Origin of the sequence: Agrobacterium pusense (assembly GCF_900102105.1) — a bacterium.
Taxonomy (GTDB): Bacteria; Pseudomonadota; Alphaproteobacteria; order Rhizobiales; family Rhizobiaceae; genus Agrobacterium; species Agrobacterium pusense.
In genome coordinates, this window is record NZ_FNBB01000002.1 from 754,510 (window position 1) to 774,278 (window position 19,769).

The window sequence follows — 19,769 nt, forward strand, 5'->3', positions numbered from 1 at the left end:
TCACAACGTTCTGTTCGTTGCCTTGAAAAAGGCTTTCGTTTGGCTTTCGACCCGTGTAAACAGCACGGCGACGACAAAGCTACCGGAGTTTCAGGCACATGGATGCCCGCCAGATGAAAATCAAGGCCGCCGAGGCCGCATTGTCCCATGTACAGGATGGGATGCGGCTCGGTATCGGCACGGGTTCGACGGCCGAGGAATTCGTCCGGCTTCTGGCCGAGAAGGTCGCCGCCGGCCTCAAGGTCGAGGGCGTGCCGACATCCGAGCGCACCGCGCGTCTGTGCGTCGAGCTTGGCGTGCCGCTGAAATCTCTCGATGAATTGCCGGAACTGGATCTGACCATTGACGGTGCGGATGAGGTTGACCACGCGTTGCGGCTCGTCAAGGGCGGCGGCGGTGCACTGCTGCGCGAGAAGATCGTCGCGGCGGCATCCGCACGCGTGATCGTCATCGCCGACCAGAGCAAGGTTGTGGAGACGCTGGGCGCCTTTCCTCTGCCCATCGAGATCAATCCGTTTGGCCAGGTTGCGACCCGCATCGCCATCGAAAAGTTGGCATCGCGGTGCGGCCTGTCGGGTGAGTTGAAGCTTCGCTCTTCCGGTGACGGCGTCTTCATGACGGATGGCGGACACCTTATTCTCGACGCATCTTTTGGCCGTATTCCTGATGCAGAAGCGCTAGCACGCGAGCTGAACACGATTCCCGGTGTCGTCGAGCACGGACTTTTCATAAATTTGGCATCGCTTGCCATTATCGCTGGCCCTGAAGGCGCCCGCGTGATGCAGGCAGTATAACAGGAGCGAGATTTTCATGATCAAACTAGCGGGACTGGGCAAAGCTGCCGCTGCTTCGATCCTCATTTCCGGCATCGTGTTCGGTACTGCCGCACGCGCCCAGGAAATTTCCGAAGCGCATGTTGCTGCCGCGCGGCAGGCGATCGCCTCTCTTGGCGTTACCGACCGTTTCGACGACATTCTGCCGGGACTGGCCGAACGTCTGAAGGCCGAACTTATTCAGGCTTCGCCGAATGTTCAGGATGCGATCACCGCGACGGTTGACGCCAAGGCGCTTGAGCTTGCACCGCGCCGCGCCGATCTCGAGCGTGAGGCCGCGCTGACCTATGCACGTGCTTTTTCGGTCGAGGAACTGAACGCCATCTCCACCTTCTACAGCAGCGAAGCTGGCAAGAAGCTGTTGAAGGACGGCCCGATTGCGACCCGCGAACTGATGAAGGCTGCCGATATCTGGGCCGCCGGTATCAACCGCGATCTCAACGCTGCCAGCATGACCGAACTGCAGAAGGTCGCCGGCGCTGATCTGAAGCCGCTTCCCGCGGATCACAATGCCACGGGTGGCGCTCCGGCTGCCAAGCCATAAGGCGCTTTTCCAGGTTCAGAAATATTCAAAGCCCGGCCGCAAGACCGGGCTTTTCATTTGTGCGCCGCAGCACCTATATGTGGGCGTGAATGCACCGCTGCCCGTTTGCGGCTGATGGCGGTTTTGATCAGGGGTTTTGACTATGACAGCTTATGACTACGATCTCTTCGTCATCGGTGGCGGTTCCGGCGGCGTGCGCAGCGGCCGTGTGGCTGCCTCGCTCGGCAAGCGCGTGGCGATCGCCGAGGAATACCGCTATGGCGGCACTTGCGTCATCCGCGGCTGCGTGCCGAAGAAGCTGTTCGTCTACGCCTCGCAGTTCCCCGAGCATTTCGAGGATTCTGAAGGTTTCGGCTGGAGCGTCGGCGAGCGCAGCTTCGACTGGAAAAAGCTGATCGCGGCGAAGGACAAGGAAATCACCCGTCTCGAAGGGCTCTACCGTAAGGGTCTGGAAAACGCCAAGGCCGATATTTTCGACAGCCGGGCGGAACTCGTGGATGCCCATACCGTCAAGCTGACGAAAACCGGCGAAACCTTCACCGCCGAGCGTATCGTCATCGCTGTCGGCGGCACGCCGAACGAACACAAGGCGCTGCCCGGCCACGAGTTGACGATTTCGTCCAACGAGGCTTTCGATCTCGAGGAGCTGCCGAAATCGATCCTGATTGCCGGCGGCGGTTACATCGCGGTGGAATTCGCCAATATCTTCCACGGGCTCGGCGTTGAAACGACATTGATCTATCGCGGCAAGGAAATCCTGTCGCGCTTCGATCAGGATATGCGCAAGGGCCTGCATGAGGCGATGGAGGCCAAGGGCATCCGCATCATTCTGGAAGACATCATCGAGGAAGTCAGCAAGGACGGCGCCGGCGGTTTCGTGGCCCGCACCAAGCAGGGCGCTTCGCTGCATGTGGGCCTGGTGATGCTGGCGCTTGGCCGCGATCCGAATACCAAGGGGCTCGGTCTCGAGAATGCCGGTGTGGAGGTGGACGCCCGCGGCGCGATCGTCGTTGACGATTATTCGCGCACGAACGTGCCCAGCATCTTCGCACTTGGCGACGTCACCGACCGGGTACAACTGACGCCGGTGGCGATCCACGAGGCGATGTGCTTCATCGAGACGGAATACAAGAACAACCCGACCAAGCCGGATCACGAGCTGATTGCGACGGCGGTATTCTCGCAGCCGGAAATCGGCACTGTCGGCCTTTCGGAAGAGGAAGCCGGCAAGAAATACCCGGAACTGGAAGTCTATCGCGCCCAGTTCCGTCCGATGAAGGCGACGCTATCTGGCCGTCAGGAGAAAACGATCATGAAGCTGATCGTCAATGCCGCTGACCGCAAGGTCGTCGGCGTGCATATCCTCGGCCATGAGGCCGGCGAGATGGCGCAGCTTCTCGGCATCACGCTGAAAGCCGGCTGCACGAAGGATGACTTCGACCGCACCATGGCCGTTCACCCAACGGCGGCAGAGGAACTGGTGACAATGTATTCGCCGAGCTATCGCGTCGTAAACGGCGAGCGGGTCTAGCTCATCTTCCGCTCCGGCTTCCAGCTCGTCTCTGCCTGATAATGGCGGCTGCCATCGAATAACGCCTCGTTGCCCTTCAGGAGAGCGACGAGGCGATCTATGGCGAGCCGCATTTCCGGGGCGTGCCGGTCGTCGTCGTTGACGATGATCCAGAGCGGATGGGACAGTTCCTCGATGATCTCGCCGTCGCGGACGAGGCCGGGGACGTTGTCACCAATAAAGCAGGGCAGGACGCCTTTTCCGGCCCCGCTCTGGATCAGGCTCGGCAAAAGGGCAGGGGCATTCGTCCAGGTGTGGATCAGCGGTTCCCGATGCCGGAACACCCATTTTTCGGCGTCGGATTTCGCGACCTCGGTGCCGATCGAAATCCATTGCTCAACATTCTTGCCTGAGCTGTCGCGCGCGCGATAGGCGCAATAGGCAACGTCGACCGATTTCCGGACGGCGAAATTCCCGGCGGCTGGCCTGACGTGCCTGATCGCGATCATGCCGCGCTTGTAGGTCAACTCGTCGTCATTCTCACATTGCTTGCAGCACAGGCGGAAAGCGTCCGACGGGCCGCGAATGGCCGCCGCATTGGTGGCTATGAATCCGGCAATCCAGATGTCACTCGACAGAGAAACGATCGGTAGCGAAAAAGCGTCGCTGTGCCATTGAGTGATTTCCGCCGCGCTGTTGCGCATGGACCTTACCTTCTCGAACAGGACCTGGCCGTCCGGTGCGAGCCGGTATCCGTTCTGACTCCGAATAAAGAGCGTTCGCCCCATTTTGCGTTCAAGAAGCATCATCTTTCGGCCAATCGTCGGCGCACTGAGCCCGGCTTTACCCGCCGCGCCGGCGAGGCCGCCCTCTGTGGCGACAATGTCGAAAAGCCTCAACTCGTCCCAGTCCACTTCTGTCACGGCATCCTCTCCACATCATGGCAGCATCTTAGCCGCATCAGGGCCTGTCTTCTCCGTTCAGATATGAAACGGGTCTTTCAGTCCTGCCTCTATGCTTGCTGCAGGGCGCAACCTAACTCGTCTCCAACAAAGGAGACAGACATGTTACCCGAAACCATGTTCCTTATGGAGAAGATTAGACACATGGAAATCCGCCACGGAAGAGGCGGGTGTGTTTCCGAATGGGAGAACTGGCCTTGCTCGCCACTGGACCGGCTTGTGGTGTTTCTCTTGCATCTGCCCCATTCCCTGCGCCGATATCTCTGCATCAAGCCCGGAAGTCGGTGACTTCGGAGGGATGGGCAACCATCCACGGAAACTATTTAAATCGTTTGAAATCATTTTTCTCCTTCATGGCGGATCAAAACGGTCCGAAAGAGGGCGGGCGGCGCGCGGATGTCTATGCAAAGCCTGTGCTTGGAGCTATAAGCCGCTCAAATTTCCGAGGCGGTCGCGCGGCGCTTGCGCGGTCGAAAGAAGGGTAAGAACATGGCACAGAATTGGACCCCCGGCAGCTGGCGGCAGAAACCGATCCAGCAGGTTCCCGAATATCCTGATGCGGCAGCGCTTGCGGCAACGGAAGCCACGCTTGCAACCTATCCGCCGCTGGTATTTGCCGGTGAGGCCCGCCGCCTCAAGAAGCAGCTTGCCAATGTGGCGGAAGGCAACGCCTTCCTGCTGCAGGGCGGCGATTGCGCCGAGAGCTTCCTCGAGCACGGCGCGGACAATATCCGTGACTTCTTCCGTGCCTTCCTGCAGATGGCCGTGGTGCTGACCTATGGCGCACAGCTGCCAGTCGTAAAGGTGGGACGCATTGCCGGCCAGTTCGCCAAGCCGCGCTCTTCCAACGTGGAAGTGCAGGATGGCGTGACGCTGCCGTCCTACCGCGGTGACATCATCAACGGCATCGAATTCAACGAAGCCTCGCGCATTCCGAGCCCGGAGCGTCAGCTCGACGCCTATCGCCAGTCGGCGGCGACGCTGAACCTGCTCCGCGCTTTCGCAATGGGCGGTTATGCCAACCTCGAAAACGTTCACCAGTGGATGCTCGGCTTCATTAAGGACAGCCCGCAGGCCGACCGTTACCGCAAGCTGGCCGACCGAATCTCCGAAACCATGGACTTCATGAAGGCCATCGGCATCAGCGCGGACAGCAATCCGAGCCTGCGCGAGACCGACTTCTTCACCAGCCATGAGGCGTTGCTGCTTGGTTACGAAGAAGCCTTGACCCGTATCGATTCCACCTCTGGTGACTGGTACGCCACGTCGGGCCACATGATCTGGATCGGTGACCGCACGCGTCAGCTCGACCATGCGCATGTGGAGTATTTCCGCGGCATCAAGAACCCGATCGGCCTGAAATGTGGTCCGTCGCTGACGCCCGACAATCTGATCGAGCTGATCGACGCACTGAACCCGGCAAACGAGGCCGGCCGTCTGACGCTGATTTGCCGTTTCGGCCATGACAAGGTGGCGGACAGCCTGCCGAAGCTCATCCGTGCTGTCGAGAAGGAAGGCCGCAAGGTCGTCTGGTCCTGCGATCCGATGCATGGCAACACGATCACGCTCAACCACTACAAGACGCGCCCGTTCGAGCGTATCCTGTCGGAGGTCGAAAGCTTCTTCCAGATCCACCGCGCCGAAGGCACGCATCCGGGCGGCATCCATATCGAGATGACCGGCAAGGACGTGACGGAGTGCACGGGTGGCGCGCGCGCCGTGACGGCGGATTCGTTGTCCGACCGTTACCACACCCATTGCGACCCGCGCCTCAATGCCGATCAAGCACTGGAACTGGCGTTCCTGCTGTCAGAGCGCATGAAAAGCGGGCGCGACGAGAAGCGCCTGGCAATCGCCAGCGCTTGATGGAAGAGCTGAAAGTCTCTCTGCGCTTGCGCGAGGTCTGATCGTGCCGGACTGAAGATCTGGTCCGGCTTCGGGAGTGTGAGGCTCCCGCTCGCGCTTCAGCCTCTGGTAATGATAAAGCCGCCGGATTTCCGGCGGCTATTTTTATCTGTGGCTATAGGCTTACTGTACCAGAGCCGGCTGCTGGCAGCGGACATCGGTAACACGAACATCGGCTTCGCCGATCTTGACGCCGAGAACCAGAAGCGTGTTGTAAAGCAGCGTATCAACCGGTGCGGTGACGAGGGACAGCGTGTTGGCGAGCGCCGTCTGGATGACGCCGAGGCCGCCAAGGTTGAGGAAGAGAATCCTGATGTCGAGATCAAGGTTCTTCAGCAGCGAGCTGACGAGCGTCGTGACGGTATCCTTCGTGGAGACGCTCTTGATCTTGCCCTGGGCAATATCCAGCTGCGTGAAGGTCAGCTTGGTCTTCGTCATGTTGGTGGCGTTGATGAGGGCGCTGCCGTTGACGGCAAGCAGGGCAGAATCCACGATTGCCGCCTTTGTCACGCGCGGGTCCCGTCCGAAATTGGCGAAGGCCGTGGTATCGACATTGCCAAGTGCAATTTCTGCAACGCCGGGAACAACTTCGACATCAACGGTTCCCTGTCCGCCGCCCGTGCAGCGAATGTCCGCAAGCCGGGCTTCCGCGTGGGCGACTTCCACATAAAGCGGGACATTGACCTTGAGGCCGGCGATTGCCTGGAGCCCATCCACCACGACATTGACCGCAAGGCGGGTCTGGGCGGTACGGACCACGGTGCCCTGGCCGCCAACGGCGAGCGAAGGCGTTTCGACCGGCGGCTGGCCGATGGCGAGTGTCACCTTGGCCGAGGCGAGGCCGAGAACATTAGCGCCGAGATCAAGCGCCAGCTGGTTGCCGCCATTACCGGCAACGGCTGCGGCATTGAGAAGGTCGAAGACGCTGGCATTGACCTTGAGATTTTCCCCGCTGCCAATGAGCTTTTCGGTGAAGGGACCGAGATTGACGATTTCTTCTAGCTTGAGCTTGATGTTGCTCTTGCCGGCGGTTTTTTCCAATGTCTTCAAAACGGTGACGACGGCTGGCTGCAGGCCCGTCGTTTTCGTCAGCGCGTTCAGGAACTTGCCGTAGGTAATCTCCGTCTGCAGCACGTCCTTGTAGGTGCCGGCGGTGAGGCCAAGATCGATCGCTAGAGCTTCGACGACATGCAGCGCGTTGACATCGGCATCGACGAGGGCCTGATAGTCCATGAGCTTGAGCGAGACCGTGGTGCCGAGCAGACCGCCGAGCAGGCTGTTCAGGAGGCCGTCATTGAGGCTGGCAAGCCGCGATCCCACCGAGAATGCGGCGACTTTCTGAGACGAGGCGGTTCCGGCGGCCGAAATCCTTGGCGGCGTTGTAAAGGCCGAAGCGAAGAAGATCTGGCCCTTTTCGAAGATGTTTACTTTCACCGCATTGGTCGGCTGGGCGTTTTCGACGAACCGCTGTCCGACCGGGAGGCTGGCATCCGGTTCATAATGGCCTTTGACAACCTCGGCGTAGCCGTGGGTTTTGGCAAACTCATTCCGGGGATCGAAAGGCTGCAGCCCGGTTGGCGTTAGCAGCCCCTGCGCCGTCCTGACGCCGAGGTCCAGGCCGTTGAGTGCAAAATATTGCTGCACCGTCTTTTCGGCGTCGGTGACGTTGGCTGCTGCCGAAATGGCCGCGAGATCGGCGGTTTGCTGCAATTGCCGCTTCTGCAGGGTCAGATAACCGTAATCGACGCCAATCGCCAGGATGCCGATAAAAAGCGGCGCCGTCAGGCCGGCGGAGATGGCGATGTTGCCGGCGCGATCCCTCAGGAATCCGGAGAGCAGGGAATGGATGGTCCTCATGTCATGCTCCTCCGATCCGGATGGTGGAAAAACGCCGGATGACCGGCTCGGGCAGGGTGTAGCTGTAGAGGCTCCAGATCGGCAGATCACGGGCGTCATATTCGACTTTCACCGTGAACTGGTTGGCATTGGCGGGATCAGTGGCGACGTTGACCGTGAAGTGTCTTTTATCCAGGAAGGCGTAGCCGAGATCGCTCTTGGCGACGAAGTCCCGGGCGAGCTGCTGGCGCTCGGTTGTGTTAAGACCGGCGACCGCCGTTCTTGCCGCGTCGGCGGCGATCTGCTGCACCGAATAGGCCGCCATCAGATAAATGCCGTAGGCAATCATGGTCAGGAGGACGAGAAAGAAGATTGGCGCGACAATGGCGAACTCGACAGCGTTCGAGCCGGACCGATCGCGAAGGAAACGCACTGCATTACGCATAAAGCACCCCCGTTCCTTAAGGCACCAAGGTTCGATGCCTTGATTTATTATTTTCGGAAATGCTAATTTATAGGTGTTAATTTTGTGTTGACGTGCGCTTATGGGTTGCAGGCCTGTGTAAACCTTCGCGTCTGCTTCAGATCAGGCGCAGGCCCTTGAAGCTGGCGTGGCCATCCTTGCCGATGATGATATGGTCGTGGACGGCGATACCGAGCGGCTTTGCCGTATCGATGATGGTCTTGGTCATCTCGATATCCGCACGCGAAGGTGTCGGGTCGCCGCTCGGGTGATTGTGGATTAAAATCAAGGCGGTAGCGGATAGTTCGAGAGCGCGGCGCACCACTTCGCGGGGATAGACCGGTGTATGGTCCACGGTCCCGTGCCCCTGCACTTCGTCGGCGATGAGGACATTGCGCTTATCGAGGAACAGGATGCGGAACTGTTCGCGCGTTTCATGGGCCATGGCGGCGTGGCAATAATCGATGACCGAGGACCAGGAACTCAGAACCTGCTTGTTGCGGATTTCGCTTTTCAGCATGCGCTGGGAAACGGAGGCGACGAGCTTCAGGTCGAACGCCACGGCTTCGCCCACGCCCTTCACCTCCTGCAACAGCGGCAGAGGTGCACCGAGTACACCGCCCAGCGTGCCGAAACGGGCAAGGAGCGCCTTGGCGATGGGCTTTGTGTCGCGCCGCGGTATCAGCCGGAACAGTAAAAGCTCCAGCAACTCATAATCGGCGAGCGCCGCGTCGCCGCCATCGCGATACCGCGCCCGCAGCCGGTCCCGGTGACCATGATAATGGGCGGCATCCGCCGGCGGTTCGATGACAGGCACCGGCTTCTTCACCGCATTTCGCGGCTCGGCGAAAAAACCGCGCTCGTCCGCCCCTTCGAAGAGATCGCCTTCGCCCGCCTGAAAGCCGGACGTCGTGGAAAGCTCGGCGGGAGGCGGGGCGGGGCGTCTTGCCATGGGCGGTCTGGCCTTATGAAGGGGTAAGCGGCGGCAGGCCCGGACGGTCGAAGCCGCCGGGCGACAGCGTGAAGATCTCGCAGCCGGTGGCCGTGACGCCAACGGCGTGTTCATATTGGGCGGACAGCGAACGGTCGCGCGTCACCGCCGTCCAGCCGTCGGAAAGCACTTTCACATGTGGTTTGCCAAGATTGATCATGGGCTCGATGGTGAAGATCATGCCTTCCCGGATTTCCGGGCCTTCGTCCGGACGGCCGTAATGCAGGATGTTTGGCGTATCGTGGAACAGCCGCCCAACGCCGTGCCCGCAGAAATCGCGCACCACCGAGCAACGTTCGGCTTCCGCATAGGTCTGGATCGCCGCGCCGATCGCGCCGGTGCGCACACCGGGCTTTACAGCCGCGATACCACGCAGCAGGCATTCATAGGTCACTTCCATCAGCCGCTCGGCAGCGCGCTTGATCTGGCCGACCGGATACATGCGGCTTGAATCGCCATGCCAGCCATCGAGCACATAGGTAACATCGATGTTGACGATATCGCCTTCCCGCAGCGGCTTCTCATCGGGAATGCCGTGGCAGACCACATGGTTGATCGAAGTGCAGACGGATTTGGTATAACCACGATAATTGAGCGTTGCCGGCAGCGCGCCGTGATCGGCGCCGAATTCGAAGACGAAACGGTCAATGGCGTCCGTTGTCACACCCGGCTTGACGATTGCGGCGAGTTCATCGAGACAACGCGCCGTCAGCTGGCACGCCTTGCGCATGCCGTCGAAATCCTCAGGGGTGTAGAGGCGGATGACGCCTGTATTCTTGAGGGGGGCGGAGGCGGCGTCGATATAGGTGACCATCATAGTGCTTTCTGTCTCTTTACGTCCCTGTTCATAAAACAGCCGGACGCCACTCGTCCATCTTAACCGTTCCGTTGACTGAAATTTGTGCCGGGGTGACCGCGCATTTCACGGCATAAGCCTCCACGCCCCGCGCCATTGCCCGTTGGAAAGCCAGCGCATAGACCGGATCGAGATCGTCGCAGATGCGCATCCGGTCGCAATCGCCGCGCTGGATGAGATAAAGCATCACCGCCCGGTGACCGGCTTCCGCTGCATCGCCCAGTTCCTCGAGATGCTTTGCGCCGCGTTTGGTGGCGGTATCGGGGAATTCTGCAAGGCCCTTCTCGCGCATGAAATGTACGTTCTTGACTTCCACATAGGCGTCCGGCCGACCGGGTTCGGATAGCAGGAAATCAATGCGGGAATTGCGCCCGTATTTCTGTTCTCGGCGGATTATCGAATAGCCGGCGAGTTCCGGGATACGGCCGTTCAGGATCGCCTCTTCCGCCAGCCGGTTCGGCATGCCGGTATTGATGCCGACGACGGTGCCATCGGCCTCGACCATTTCCAGCATATGACGGTATTTACGGGTGGGGCTGTCATGTTGCGACAGCCAGATGCGGGAACCCGGCGTCGTCAGCCCACGCATGGAGCCGGTGTTGGGGCAGGACCCGGTGATCGCCGTGCCGTCTTCCAGAACTGCGTCGAAGAGGAAACGTTTGTATCGGGAGATCAGCGTTGCGGGAACGAGCGGGGGCGTGAAGAACATGATGCCTTGAGGTAAGCTTGTGTGTTTGCAGGGTCTTTTTGTCCCTCATCCCTGTGCTTGTCACAGAGAACCAGCCAGCCCAAGTCCTTGGGCTGAAGCAAGTCTTTCGCCGCGTAGACCGGCGCCTACTGGATTCCTGTGACAAGCACGGGGATGAGGGTGACGGGGAACGCCTGTGGAAGAGGCCTTTCTGCCGTGTACTGGTCATCTTTTTCACAGATATTCTACAAAAGAACATAGGTTCCCGGCGCATCGCCGAGCACCGGGCGCTTGCCGTCCTCCGGTTTCCGCGCCTTTACCTTCTCGGCGTTCTGGCTTTCGATCCAGTTCTGCCAGTGCACCCACCACGAACCCTTATGAGGTGTGGCGGCGGCCTGCCAGGCGTCGAAGTCTCCGGCTGGTGATGGCCCCGTCCAATACTGATACTTCTCGAGCTGCGGCGGGTTCACGACGCCGGCAATGTGGCCGGAAGCGCCGAGCACGAATTCCACCGGCCCGCCAAACAGGGCAGCACCCGTGAACACCGATTTCGCGGGCGCGATATGGTCATCGCGGGTGGCGAGATCGTAGACGGGTATGTTGATGTCGCCGAGATTGATGCGCTTGCCGGCAACGCGCATCAGACCGCGGGCGAGATTGTTCTCGAGGTAACAGTTGCGCAGATAGTACGAGTGGCTGGCAGCCGTCACCCGGGTGGAATCGGAGTTCCAGTAGAGCAGGTCGAATGGCAGGGGTTCGGTGCCGCGCAGGTAATTATCGACCACATAGGGCCAGATAAGATCGGAGGCGCGCAGCATGTTGAAGACGGTGGCCATGATCGAACCGTCAAGATAACCGACGGCCTGCATGTGTCTGTCGAGCGCGTCCAGCTGACCTTCGTCCACGAAGACCTTGAGGTCTCCGGCATGGATGAAATCGGTCTGGGCGGCGAGCAGCGTGGCGCTGCGGATGCGCTCATTGTTCTGCTGTGCATGCAGCGCCAGCGCCGAGGCCAAAAGCGTGCCGCCGACACAATAACCGACGGCGTTGATCTCCTTTTCGCCAGTCCGTTCCTCGATGGTATCAAGCGCAAAGTCGATGCCTTCGCTGATATAATCGTCCCAGCCTTTTTCGGCCAGACCGGCATCCGGGTTGATCCAGGATACCATGAAGACGCTGTGGCCCTGTTCGAGGCACCAGCCGACGAAGGATTTCTGCGGGTTGAGATCGAGAATGTAGAACTTGTTGATCCAGGGCGGCACGATCAGCAGCGGCCGTTTGAAGACCTTTTCCGTCGTCGGCTCGTAATGGATGATTTCGCAAAGCGCGCTTTTCGCAACGACCTTGCCTGGTGTGACGGCAATGTTCTGGCCAATGACGAATTTGCTGTAATCGGTCTGGCGAAGCTTCAGATGGCCGTTTCCGGCCGCGACATCCTCCGCCAGCTGCGCCATGCCCTTGACGAGATTGGCGCCGCTGGAGGCTACCGTCTCGCGGAAGACCTGCGGATTGGTGAAGACGAAATTGGCCGGAGAAAGCGCCTCTGTCACCTGCCGCATGTAAAACAGCGCCTTGGTGCGGGTGTGCTCATCCAGCCCCTCCGCCTCCGTCACCATCCGGTCTGCAAAACCGACGGTCGTCTGATAGGCCTTGAGAAGAAAATCGAAGAACGGGTTGGCCTGCCAGTCGGCATCGGCAAAACGTTTGCTTCTGCGCTGTGCAGGGCCGCTTTCGGCCGTTTTCTCCGAGGTCGAATCGGAGGCTCCGGAAAATTGCGCCACCGATTTCGACCACAGATCGTAATAGCTCGACAGCAGATGGGTCTGCGCTTCCAGTGACCGCTTCGGCTCGGCCATCCAATATTCGGCGACATCGGAGAGCGTCTTGACCAGATCGGTCACGGGATCGGCGCTCGTCTGCGGAATTTCGCCGCGTTCGCGTGGCGCCAGCCATTCACCGGCAGCCTTGCCGAGGTTTTCGAGTGCGCGTGCGATGTTGATCGCGAAGGTTTCGGGGTCGCGGATCAGGTAGGCCTCGGCGGAACTGGCGTCGAAGCCGGGCGTTTTGTCACCCTTTTTCGTGCCCCCGCCGTCAACACCTGCCATGCACCATCCTCCACCAAATTTGTGTTTGCACATTCTGCATGAAAACGAATACAAGTTCCACCAGCAAGGGGAGGCCGCAAAGGGCCGAACCGCGGTCGAATTCGATATCGGCAGATATCCTTACAGGCGGAACATGACGATGGGCAAGCACATGGGCAAATGCGGCACATGGGGAACATATGCGGAAAGCGCCGCAAGAATAGCGTTCCTCTCGCTCTCCGGCGCCATGCTCGTCACCACGCTTGCCGCCTGCAAGGCCCCCGAGCCGATTGTCGCGCCCGCCCATATGCGCCGTCCGACGGCTGAAATCGTCGGACCTCGCCCGGTCAGCGACACCGCGGTAAGCCAGAAGCGCGACACCGGGACCTATCCGACGTTCTCGCAGCCGCTGACGGCCGCTGGCACGCAGATGGGCGACGACGAAGCCTCAACCATGGAATCGAGCCTGTCTCGCCTCGGCGCGGCACGGCGCAACGGCCAGATATCGGAAGCCGAATATAAGCGCCGGGTGGCCGAGCTGCGGGCGCTGGCAGAAAATCAGAAGCCGGTTGCAACGCCTGCATCGCAGTGACGAGCTGGGCGAGTGCATGTCACTTGTTTCTTCTCCCATAGGGGAGAAGTCCGCGGCAGCGGGATGAGGGGCAAGCTCTCCGCATATCTCCGCGTTTGCCCCTTCATCCGGCCCGTCGGGCCACCTTCTCCCCGCCGGGGAGAAGAAACAAGCGGGGATGCCGAACGTCCTACAGCGACAATCACGGCTGAAGGTTCTGTCGGCCCGGCAATCATAACTCCTTCTTTACCCTGCCTTTGAACCTTCCGCTTACCGAAGATGTTAAGCGGATGGATGCGGTTTGCAGCTTATGGTGCAGCCATAACAAACAGGCCGCTGAAAAAGCGGCGCACAGGGTGAAATATCATGAAATGCATCGCCGCTTTGCTGGTCCTTGCCGGTTTTGCGCTCGCACCAGCTCAGGCGCGGGCGCCGCACATCAATTTCGGAACGTCCGCACTTCAGGGGCGATGATCGAGGGGGGCGGCTGTCAGTCGTTGCCTGCCGCTTCACTCAGCGCATCGAGATCGGGCACGGTGATGTGACGGTTGTTCTCGATGCGGATAATGCCTTCCTTTCGCAGCTTTGTCATTTGCCGGCTAACGGTCTCGATGGTGAGACCGAGGAAATCGGCAATGTCGGCACGCGAGAGCGGCAGGTCGAAGCATGACTTGTCGTCGTTTTCCGGGTCGATATGGGTGGCGATCATATAAAGGAAGCTGGCAACCTTTTCCTGCGCCGATTTGCGCCCCAGTGTCAGCATCCAGTCACGTGCCTCGTCCAGTTCCTTGAGTGACTGGCTGTGCAGCTTGCGTTCCATATCAGGCACTTCGGAGACCATGCGGTCGACGACGCGGCGCGGAAAGAGGCAGATTTCCACATCGGTTGCGGCTTCCGCCGTCATCTTGCTTTCCGCCATGAACGGACGGCCAAGAAAATCCGGTGCGAATTGCAGGCCGACGATCTGCTGGCGGCCATCCGACATCATTTTCGACAGCTTTACCACGCCATTCAGGATATTGCCGTAGGAGGTGACGAGCTCGCCCTGGCCAAGAAGCTCATTGCCGGCCTCCAGCTTTTTGCGGCTGGAATGGCGGTTCAGATCGCAAAGCTGCTGCGGTGTCAGCGTGCTGCAAAGACCGCCGTGACGCGCCTCGCAGGAGCGGCAAACAACCGGCTCTTCCGAATTGTGGATGGTCTTCTGCAGCGTGTCCATAAGCCTTTTCCAATGCTGGCTTTGCGGGACGATTGCGACTCTGGATATCAAATCCGGTCTCTTTAAAGGCGTGTGCGCTGTAGCCGTCGTCCCCGCGTCTACTTTAGCAAGAACTTATGGCTCAATTTGATTGAAGTCAAAGTTGCAAACTGTCGCAGCCGCTACTGAAAGAGGGGAAATCGACATTTTCTTGATAAAAGGCAAATCGGGTGATGAATATCGACCTTCTTCACAAATATTCCGGGGCAGTGCCGCGTTACACGAGCTATCCGACCGCGCCGCATTTCCACGAGGGAATCGATAATACGACCTATCGCGGCTGGCTCGGCGCACTCGGTCACAGGAATCGCCTGTCGCTTTACCTGCATATTCCCTATTGCGACCGGCTTTGCTGGTTCTGTGCCTGCCATACCAAGCACACGCTGAAATACGAGCCGATTGCTATTTATCTTGAAGCACTTAAGCAGGAAATTGCTGCGGTCGGCGCACTTGTTTCGCCTGACGCCGTGGTGAGTGCCGTGCATTTCGGCGGCGGCTCGCCGACCATGCTTGACCCGCAGGACATGCAGGACCTGATGGACTGTCTGCGGCGTCACTTCACTTTCGGGCTGGCACCAGAAATCAGCGTTGAGATGGATCCCAACGATCTGGACGAAAGCCGCTATGACGCGCTTGCCGCCATCGGCATGTCGCGGGCGAGCCTCGGGGTGCAGGATTTTGATGACAAAGTGCAAAAAACCATCAACCGCATCCAGTCTTTCGAGCAGACGAAATCCGTGGTGGACGCCGTGCGGGCGAGGGGCGTTCACTCAGTCAATTGCGACATTCTTTACGGGTTGCCGTTCCAGACATGCGAGACACTGAAAACAACGGTCGATCAGATCGTATCGCTTGACCCTGATCGCATCGCGCTTTTTGGCTATGCCCATGTTCCCTGGATGAAAAAACACCAGTCGCTGATCCCCGAACATGCGCTGCCCGATGTTGCCGAACGCTACCGCCAGATGACGGTGGCGGGGGAGATGCTGAGGCAGGCCGGATACAGCCAGATCGGCATCGATCATTTTGCCCGGGCGACCGACACATTATCCCAGGCCGCCCAGGCGGGTGCCCTGCGCCGCAATTTTCAGGGCTACACGACCGATACTGCCGATGCGCTGATCGGGCTTGGCGCATCATCCATCGGCCGGCTGCCGCAGGGCTATGTGCAGAACATGGTGGCAACCGGTGAATATCAGCGCATGGTGGGTGAGGGCGGTCTTGCCGCCGTGAAGGGCATTGAGTTGTCGCAGGACGATCATCTGCGCTCGCATGTGATCGAAAGGTTGATGTGCGATTTCTCTATCGATCTTTCGGACTTGCAGCACCGTTTCGGTAAGGTGAGCCATTCCGTGAGGGACCAGGCGCAGCAGTTTGCCGCAGGCGACAGGGACGGTCTGGTGCGGCTGGATGCCGATATTTTTGCCGTGACGGAGGTGGGAAGGCCGTTTGTACGTAATATTGCGGCAATCTTCGATACCTATCTCGGCAATGGGCGCGGCCGTCATTCGGTTGCTGTTTAGGCAACAGTTTTGGGGCAAATTTCAAAGTTACGTCACGAAACCATTGGCTTTTTTGCGCGACTTGCCTATGTGGTGCGTCAGAAAGAATAATTCATACGAACGACAATAAGGATTATGGGCGTGACAGCTACATTCGACAAGGTTGCCGACATTATCGCCGAAACCAGCGAAATCGACCGCGAAACCATTACGCCGGAGAGCCACACGATCGACGATCTGGGCATCGACAGCCTCGACTTTCTTGATATCGTTTTCGCGATCGACAAGGAATTCGGCATCAAGATTCCGCTCGAGCAGTGGACGCAGGAAGTCAATGAAGGCAAGGTTTCCACGGAAGAATACTTCGTGCTGAAGAACCTTTGCGCCAAGATTGACGAATTGCGCGCGGCCAAGGGCTGATATGACGGTGCCCGCTTCCGGCGGGCATTTTCTTTTGATGCCGCCTGCGGGCAAACCATGACTAACCGACCAGAGACGGGCCGGACGGATGCTGCTTGAATATTTCCAGATGATCGACAAGGTCGAGGCCGTGGACATGACGGCGCGCACGTTGAAGGCGCGGTCCGTTGTTCCCGATAAAAGCCCTGTTTTCGAAGGCCATTTCCCCGGCATGCCGCTGGTTCCGGGTGTGCTTCTGATCGAGACAATGGCGCAGGCCTCCGGCATGCTGGTTCTGGCATTTTCCGATTTCGCGTCCATGCCGTTCCTGATGTCGGTCGATGGCGCCAAGATGCGGACTTTCGTGGAGCCGGGTGCTGTTCTCGACATCGAGGCAGTGCTTGAGCATGACGGTTCGGGCTTTGCGGTTACCAAGGCAAAGATCACCTCCGATGGCAAGAAGGTCTGCGACGCGCAGCTGAAACTGCGCACCATGCCCTTCAGCGAGATCCCGCTTGGGCCTATCGTCAAGAAGCGGGCGGAAGAAGTTTGCCTGATGGCGGCGATTGCCGCCGATGCACGGAAATAAGCTTTTTCATTCGTTTCGGAGAAGACAGTTTTTCCTGTCGGCCCGGTTTTGATGCACGAAAATCGTGGGCTCGCGACGGTGGATCGGGTCTTCGCCATTGCCAATCCGCACCGCGCGCTTTATTCCGCAACGCATGAAGTGGTTGTTCGCAACCGCTGTTGGATAGCCGTGACCGTTTCGGCGGGGCCGGCTGCAAAGGATGACAGACGATGAAATCTGACAATGATGTGGTGATAACAGGGGTCGGCATCGTGACCTGTCACGGCGTTGGCAGCCAGGCGCATGTGGCGCTTCTTTCGGGAACCGCCGCGCCGGCGACGATTGTCGAGACGGAAAAATTCAAGCCATATCCGGTTCATCCCATGCCCGAGATCGACTGGTCGGCACAGATCGCCAAGCGCGGCGACCAGCGCCAGATGGAAAACTGGCAGCGTCTCGGCGTTTTTGCCGCCGGTCTTGCACTTGATGATGCCGGCTTGAAGGAAAATGCCGAAGCCTGCGCCACCATGGATATGATCGTTGCTGCCGGCGGCGGCGAGCGCGACATCAATGTCGATACGCTGATCGTTGACGAGGCTTTGAAGCGCAACGACCGCGAAAAGCTGCTGAACGAAAAGCTGACGACGGAACTGCGCCCGACGCTGTTTCTCGCCCAGCTTTCCAACCTGATGGCCGGCAATATCTCCATCGTGCACAAGGTTACAGGCTCTTCCCGGACCTTCATGGGCGAAGAAGCGGCCGGCATTTCCGCCGTCGAAACCGCGTTCCATCGCATTCGTTCGGGCGAATCGAGCCACGCTCTCGTGGGCGGCGCCTTCTCTGCCGAACGTCCAGACATGATCCTGCTGTTCGAAGCCATCGGGGCGCATGCGCAGGGCGAATGGCAGCCCCTGTGGTCGCGCGAAGGCCAGGAAGGCGGCGGCATGGTTTCCGGCTCGCTCGGAGCCTTCCTCGTACTGGAATCACGCAAGCATGCCATCGAGCGCGGTGCGCGCATCTATGCCCGCATCGACGCCATCGAAGGTGATCGCGGCAGCCGCGACGACGGCAAAATGGAAAAGCGCATGGAGCGTCTGCTGGCCCCGGCAACGGACAGCGCCGCGACCGTCGTCTTCTCCGGCGCCAGCGGTTATGACGGCGTTACGGCCCGTGAGAAGCACATTCTCGAAAAGACCTTGCCGAAGGCTGCCATCCGCGGTTTCGGCGGTGTCACGGGCCATGGACTTGAGGCGCAGTTTCCGCTCGGCCTCGCTCTGGCGGCGCTGACGCTTGAAAGCGGTGCCAAGGTTCCTACCTTCGACGCGAATGCGGAAAAGCCAATGGGCGAGGCGGCGACCGAGGCTGTCGTCACCACTGTTGGCCATGTCCGCGGCGAAGGTGTCGCCGTTCTGTCCCGTGACGTGTGAGGAGAAAGACCATGACCAATTTTAAGGATCATCTCGGTCGCCCGATCGTCGCCGTCACCGGCATGGGCATCATTACCTCGCTCGGTCAGGGGCTTGCCGATAACTGGGCGGCGCTGACCTCGGGTAAGTCAGGCATTCACAAGATCACCCGTTTCCCGACCGAAGGGCTTTCGACCAGGATCAGCGGCACGGTGGATTTCATCGATATTCCGGTTCCGAATTCCGTCGAACGTTCCTATGCCTTCGCGCGCGAAACCACCATCGAGGCGCTGGCGCAGGCCGGCATTTCCGGTGACTTTGACGGCCCGCTGTTTCTCGCAGCGCCGCCGATCGAGCCGGAATGGAGTGCCCGTTTCGAGCTTGCCGACCGCTCTCCGCCAGCCACCCAGCCGGGTGATGCCTATGAGCGGTTCCTGACGGCCTTCCGTCAGCGTCCCGATCCGGCATTCCAGGAAGCAGCGCTGTTTGGTGCCATCTCCGAGCGTCTGTCTGACCGTTTCGGTACGCGCGGTCTGCCGGTTACCCTGTCGACCGCCTGTGCATCCGGCGCGACCGCGATCCAGCTCGGCGTCGAGGCCATCCGACAGGGCCGCGCCGAACGGGCTTTGACGGTCGCGACCGATGGTTCTGTCAGTGCCGAGGCGTTGATCCGCTTTTCGCTGCTGTCTGCCCTTTCGACCCAGAACGACCCGCCGGAAAAGGCTTCCAAGCCGTTCAGCAAGGACCGCGACGGTTTCGTGATCGCTGAAGGTGCGGCAACGCTGGTGCTGGAATCGCTCGAAGCCGCCGTCGCACGCGGCGCGAAGGTTCTCGGCATCATCAAGGGCGCCGGTGAAAAGGCTGACAGCTTCCACCGTACGCGCTCTTCGCCCGATGGCGGCCCCGCGATTGCGACGATCCGTGCGGCACTGGCCGATGCGGGCGTGGCCGAAACCGATATCGGTTATATCAACGCCCACGGCACCTCGACGCCTGAGAACGACAAGATGGAATATGGCTCAATGCTGGCCGTCTTCGGCGAAGGCCTGAAGAACATTCCGCTGTCGTCCAACAAGTCGATGATCGGTCATACGCTGACCGCCGCAGGTGCTGTGGAAGCGGTGTTCTCGCTGCAGACCATGCTGACTGGCACGCTGCCACCAACAATCAACTATAACAATCCCGATCCGACCATCACGCTCGACGTGGTGCCGAATGTGAAGCGGGATGCCGAGGTGGGTGCGGTTCTGTCGAATTCCTTCGGGTTCGGCGGGCAGAATGCAAGCCTTGTCATGACGCGGGAACCGGCTTAACCGGTTCGTTACAACAGGGGCGTTTCCGAATGACTTGCGGAAATGCGCCCGTTTCTTTGATTTCGCATTCCAGCCGCAAAACC

General features: G+C 59.7%; 18 protein-coding genes. 10 read left to right on the top strand and 8 right to left on the bottom strand.

The genetic code is table 11. The features are described 5' to 3' along the window. Nucleotides 1–98: 98 nt before the first annotated feature. From rpiA to gor, 3 genes are all read left to right on the top strand, one after another. Nucleotides 99–794 carry a ribose-5-phosphate isomerase RpiA gene (rpiA, locus tag BLU28_RS08515; protein WP_077986278.1) on the top strand — a complete coding sequence of 232 codons (696 nt, stop codon included), beginning with the start codon at nucleotides 99–101 and terminating at the stop codon, nucleotides 792–794. Nucleotides 795–810: 16 nt separating this feature from the next. After that, nucleotides 811–1,377 (top strand): DUF2059 domain-containing protein, encoded by a 567-nt coding sequence (locus tag BLU28_RS08520; RefSeq protein ID WP_004441989.1) that lies wholly within the window; start codon nucleotides 811–813, stop codon nucleotides 1,375–1,377. 142 nt (nucleotides 1,378–1,519) lie between these two features. Further along, nucleotides 1,520–2,908, top strand: a complete 1,389-nt coding sequence (gene gor / locus BLU28_RS08525; protein ID WP_037093218.1) for a glutathione-disulfide reductase — start codon at nucleotides 1,520–1,522, stop codon at nucleotides 2,906–2,908. Here gor and BLU28_RS08530 read toward each other — a convergent pair. Next, nucleotides 2,905–3,810 (bottom strand): LysR family transcriptional regulator, encoded by a 906-nt coding sequence (locus BLU28_RS08530; protein ID WP_077986277.1) that lies wholly within the window; start codon nucleotides 3,808–3,810, stop codon nucleotides 2,905–2,907. The genes gor and BLU28_RS08530 overlap by 4 nt on opposite strands. Before the next feature lie 528 nt (nucleotides 3,811–4,338). Here BLU28_RS08530 and BLU28_RS08540 point away from each other — a divergent pair. After that, nucleotides 4,339–5,715 (top strand): class II 3-deoxy-7-phosphoheptulonate synthase, encoded by a 1,377-nt coding sequence (locus BLU28_RS08540; RefSeq protein WP_004441981.1) that lies wholly within the window; start codon nucleotides 4,339–4,341, stop codon nucleotides 5,713–5,715. A 162-nt stretch (nucleotides 5,716–5,877) separates the two neighbouring features. Here BLU28_RS08540 and BLU28_RS08545 read toward each other — a convergent pair whose 3' ends face one another. From BLU28_RS08545 to BLU28_RS08570, 6 genes are all read right to left on the bottom strand, one after another. Further along, a complete protein-coding gene (locus BLU28_RS08545) occupies nucleotides 5,878–7,611 on the bottom strand; it encodes a TadG family pilus assembly protein (RefSeq protein WP_034498925.1) in 1,734 nt (577 codons plus the stop codon). 1 nt (nucleotide 7,612) lies between these two features. Continuing rightward, entirely contained in the window at nucleotides 7,613–8,035 is a 423-nt protein-coding gene (locus BLU28_RS08550) for a TadE/TadG family type IV pilus assembly protein (protein WP_077986276.1), read from the bottom strand. Nucleotides 8,036–8,171: 136 nt separating this feature from the next. Next, the gene (gene radC / locus BLU28_RS08555; RefSeq protein WP_004441977.1) at nucleotides 8,172–9,005 is read right to left on the bottom strand and encodes a RadC family protein; all 834 of its coding nucleotides are present in this window, start codon (nucleotides 9,003–9,005) and stop codon (nucleotides 8,172–8,174) included. Nucleotides 9,006–9,018: 13 nt separating this feature from the next. Next, nucleotides 9,019–9,858, bottom strand: coding sequence for a type I methionyl aminopeptidase (gene map, locus BLU28_RS08560; RefSeq protein ID WP_006697403.1), 840 nt, complete (start codon nucleotides 9,856–9,858; stop codon nucleotides 9,019–9,021). 31 nt (nucleotides 9,859–9,889) lie between these two features. Next, on the bottom strand, nucleotides 9,890–10,609 hold the full coding sequence (gene sfsA, locus BLU28_RS08565; protein ID WP_004441973.1) for a DNA/RNA nuclease SfsA: 720 nt from the start codon (nucleotides 10,607–10,609) through the stop codon (nucleotides 9,890–9,892). Nucleotides 10,610–10,833: 224 nt separating this feature from the next. Beyond that, entirely contained in the window at nucleotides 10,834–12,693 is a 1,860-nt protein-coding gene (locus tag BLU28_RS08570; protein WP_077986275.1) for a PHA/PHB synthase family protein, read from the bottom strand. Nucleotides 12,694–12,832: 139 nt separating this feature from the next. On the opposite strand from BLU28_RS08570, the gene BLU28_RS08575 reads away from it, so the two are divergent. Next, on the top strand, nucleotides 12,833–13,264 hold the full coding sequence (locus tag BLU28_RS08575; RefSeq protein ID WP_004441969.1) for a hypothetical protein: 432 nt from the start codon (nucleotides 12,833–12,835) through the stop codon (nucleotides 13,262–13,264). 469 nt (nucleotides 13,265–13,733) lie between these two features. Here the strand turns inward: BLU28_RS08575 and fnrN are convergent, their stop codons facing one another. After that, on the bottom strand, nucleotides 13,734–14,459 hold the full coding sequence (fnrN, locus tag BLU28_RS08580) for a transcriptional regulator FnrN (protein ID WP_004441967.1): 726 nt from the start codon (nucleotides 14,457–14,459) through the stop codon (nucleotides 13,734–13,736). 212 nt (nucleotides 14,460–14,671) lie between these two features. Between fnrN and hemN the strand changes: the two genes are divergently transcribed. The 5 genes from hemN to BLU28_RS08605 all read left to right on the top strand — a co-directional run bounded on the left by hemN (nucleotide 14,672) and on the right by BLU28_RS08605 (nucleotide 19,686). Beyond that, nucleotides 14,672–16,021 (top strand): oxygen-independent coproporphyrinogen III oxidase, encoded by a 1,350-nt coding sequence (hemN, locus tag BLU28_RS08585; RefSeq protein WP_077986274.1) that lies wholly within the window; start codon nucleotides 14,672–14,674, stop codon nucleotides 16,019–16,021. Between the two features lie 114 nt (nucleotides 16,022–16,135). Continuing rightward, complete coding sequence (locus BLU28_RS08590) at nucleotides 16,136–16,420, top strand: acyl carrier protein (RefSeq protein WP_003495848.1); 285 nt, start codon at nucleotides 16,136–16,138, stop codon at nucleotides 16,418–16,420. Between the two features lie 88 nt (nucleotides 16,421–16,508). Beyond that, nucleotides 16,509–16,988 (top strand): 3-hydroxyacyl-ACP dehydratase FabZ family protein, encoded by a 480-nt coding sequence (locus tag BLU28_RS08595; RefSeq protein WP_077986273.1) that lies wholly within the window; start codon nucleotides 16,509–16,511, stop codon nucleotides 16,986–16,988. A gap of 209 nt (nucleotides 16,989–17,197) precedes the next feature. Then, nucleotides 17,198–18,394, top strand: coding sequence for a beta-ketoacyl-ACP synthase (locus BLU28_RS08600; protein ID WP_077986272.1), 1,197 nt, complete (start codon nucleotides 17,198–17,200; stop codon nucleotides 18,392–18,394). 11 nt (nucleotides 18,395–18,405) lie between these two features. Then, entirely contained in the window at nucleotides 18,406–19,686 is a 1,281-nt protein-coding gene (locus tag BLU28_RS08605) for a beta-ketoacyl-ACP synthase (protein ID WP_077986271.1), read from the top strand. The last annotated feature ends 83 nt before the right edge of the window (nucleotides 19,687–19,769 follow it).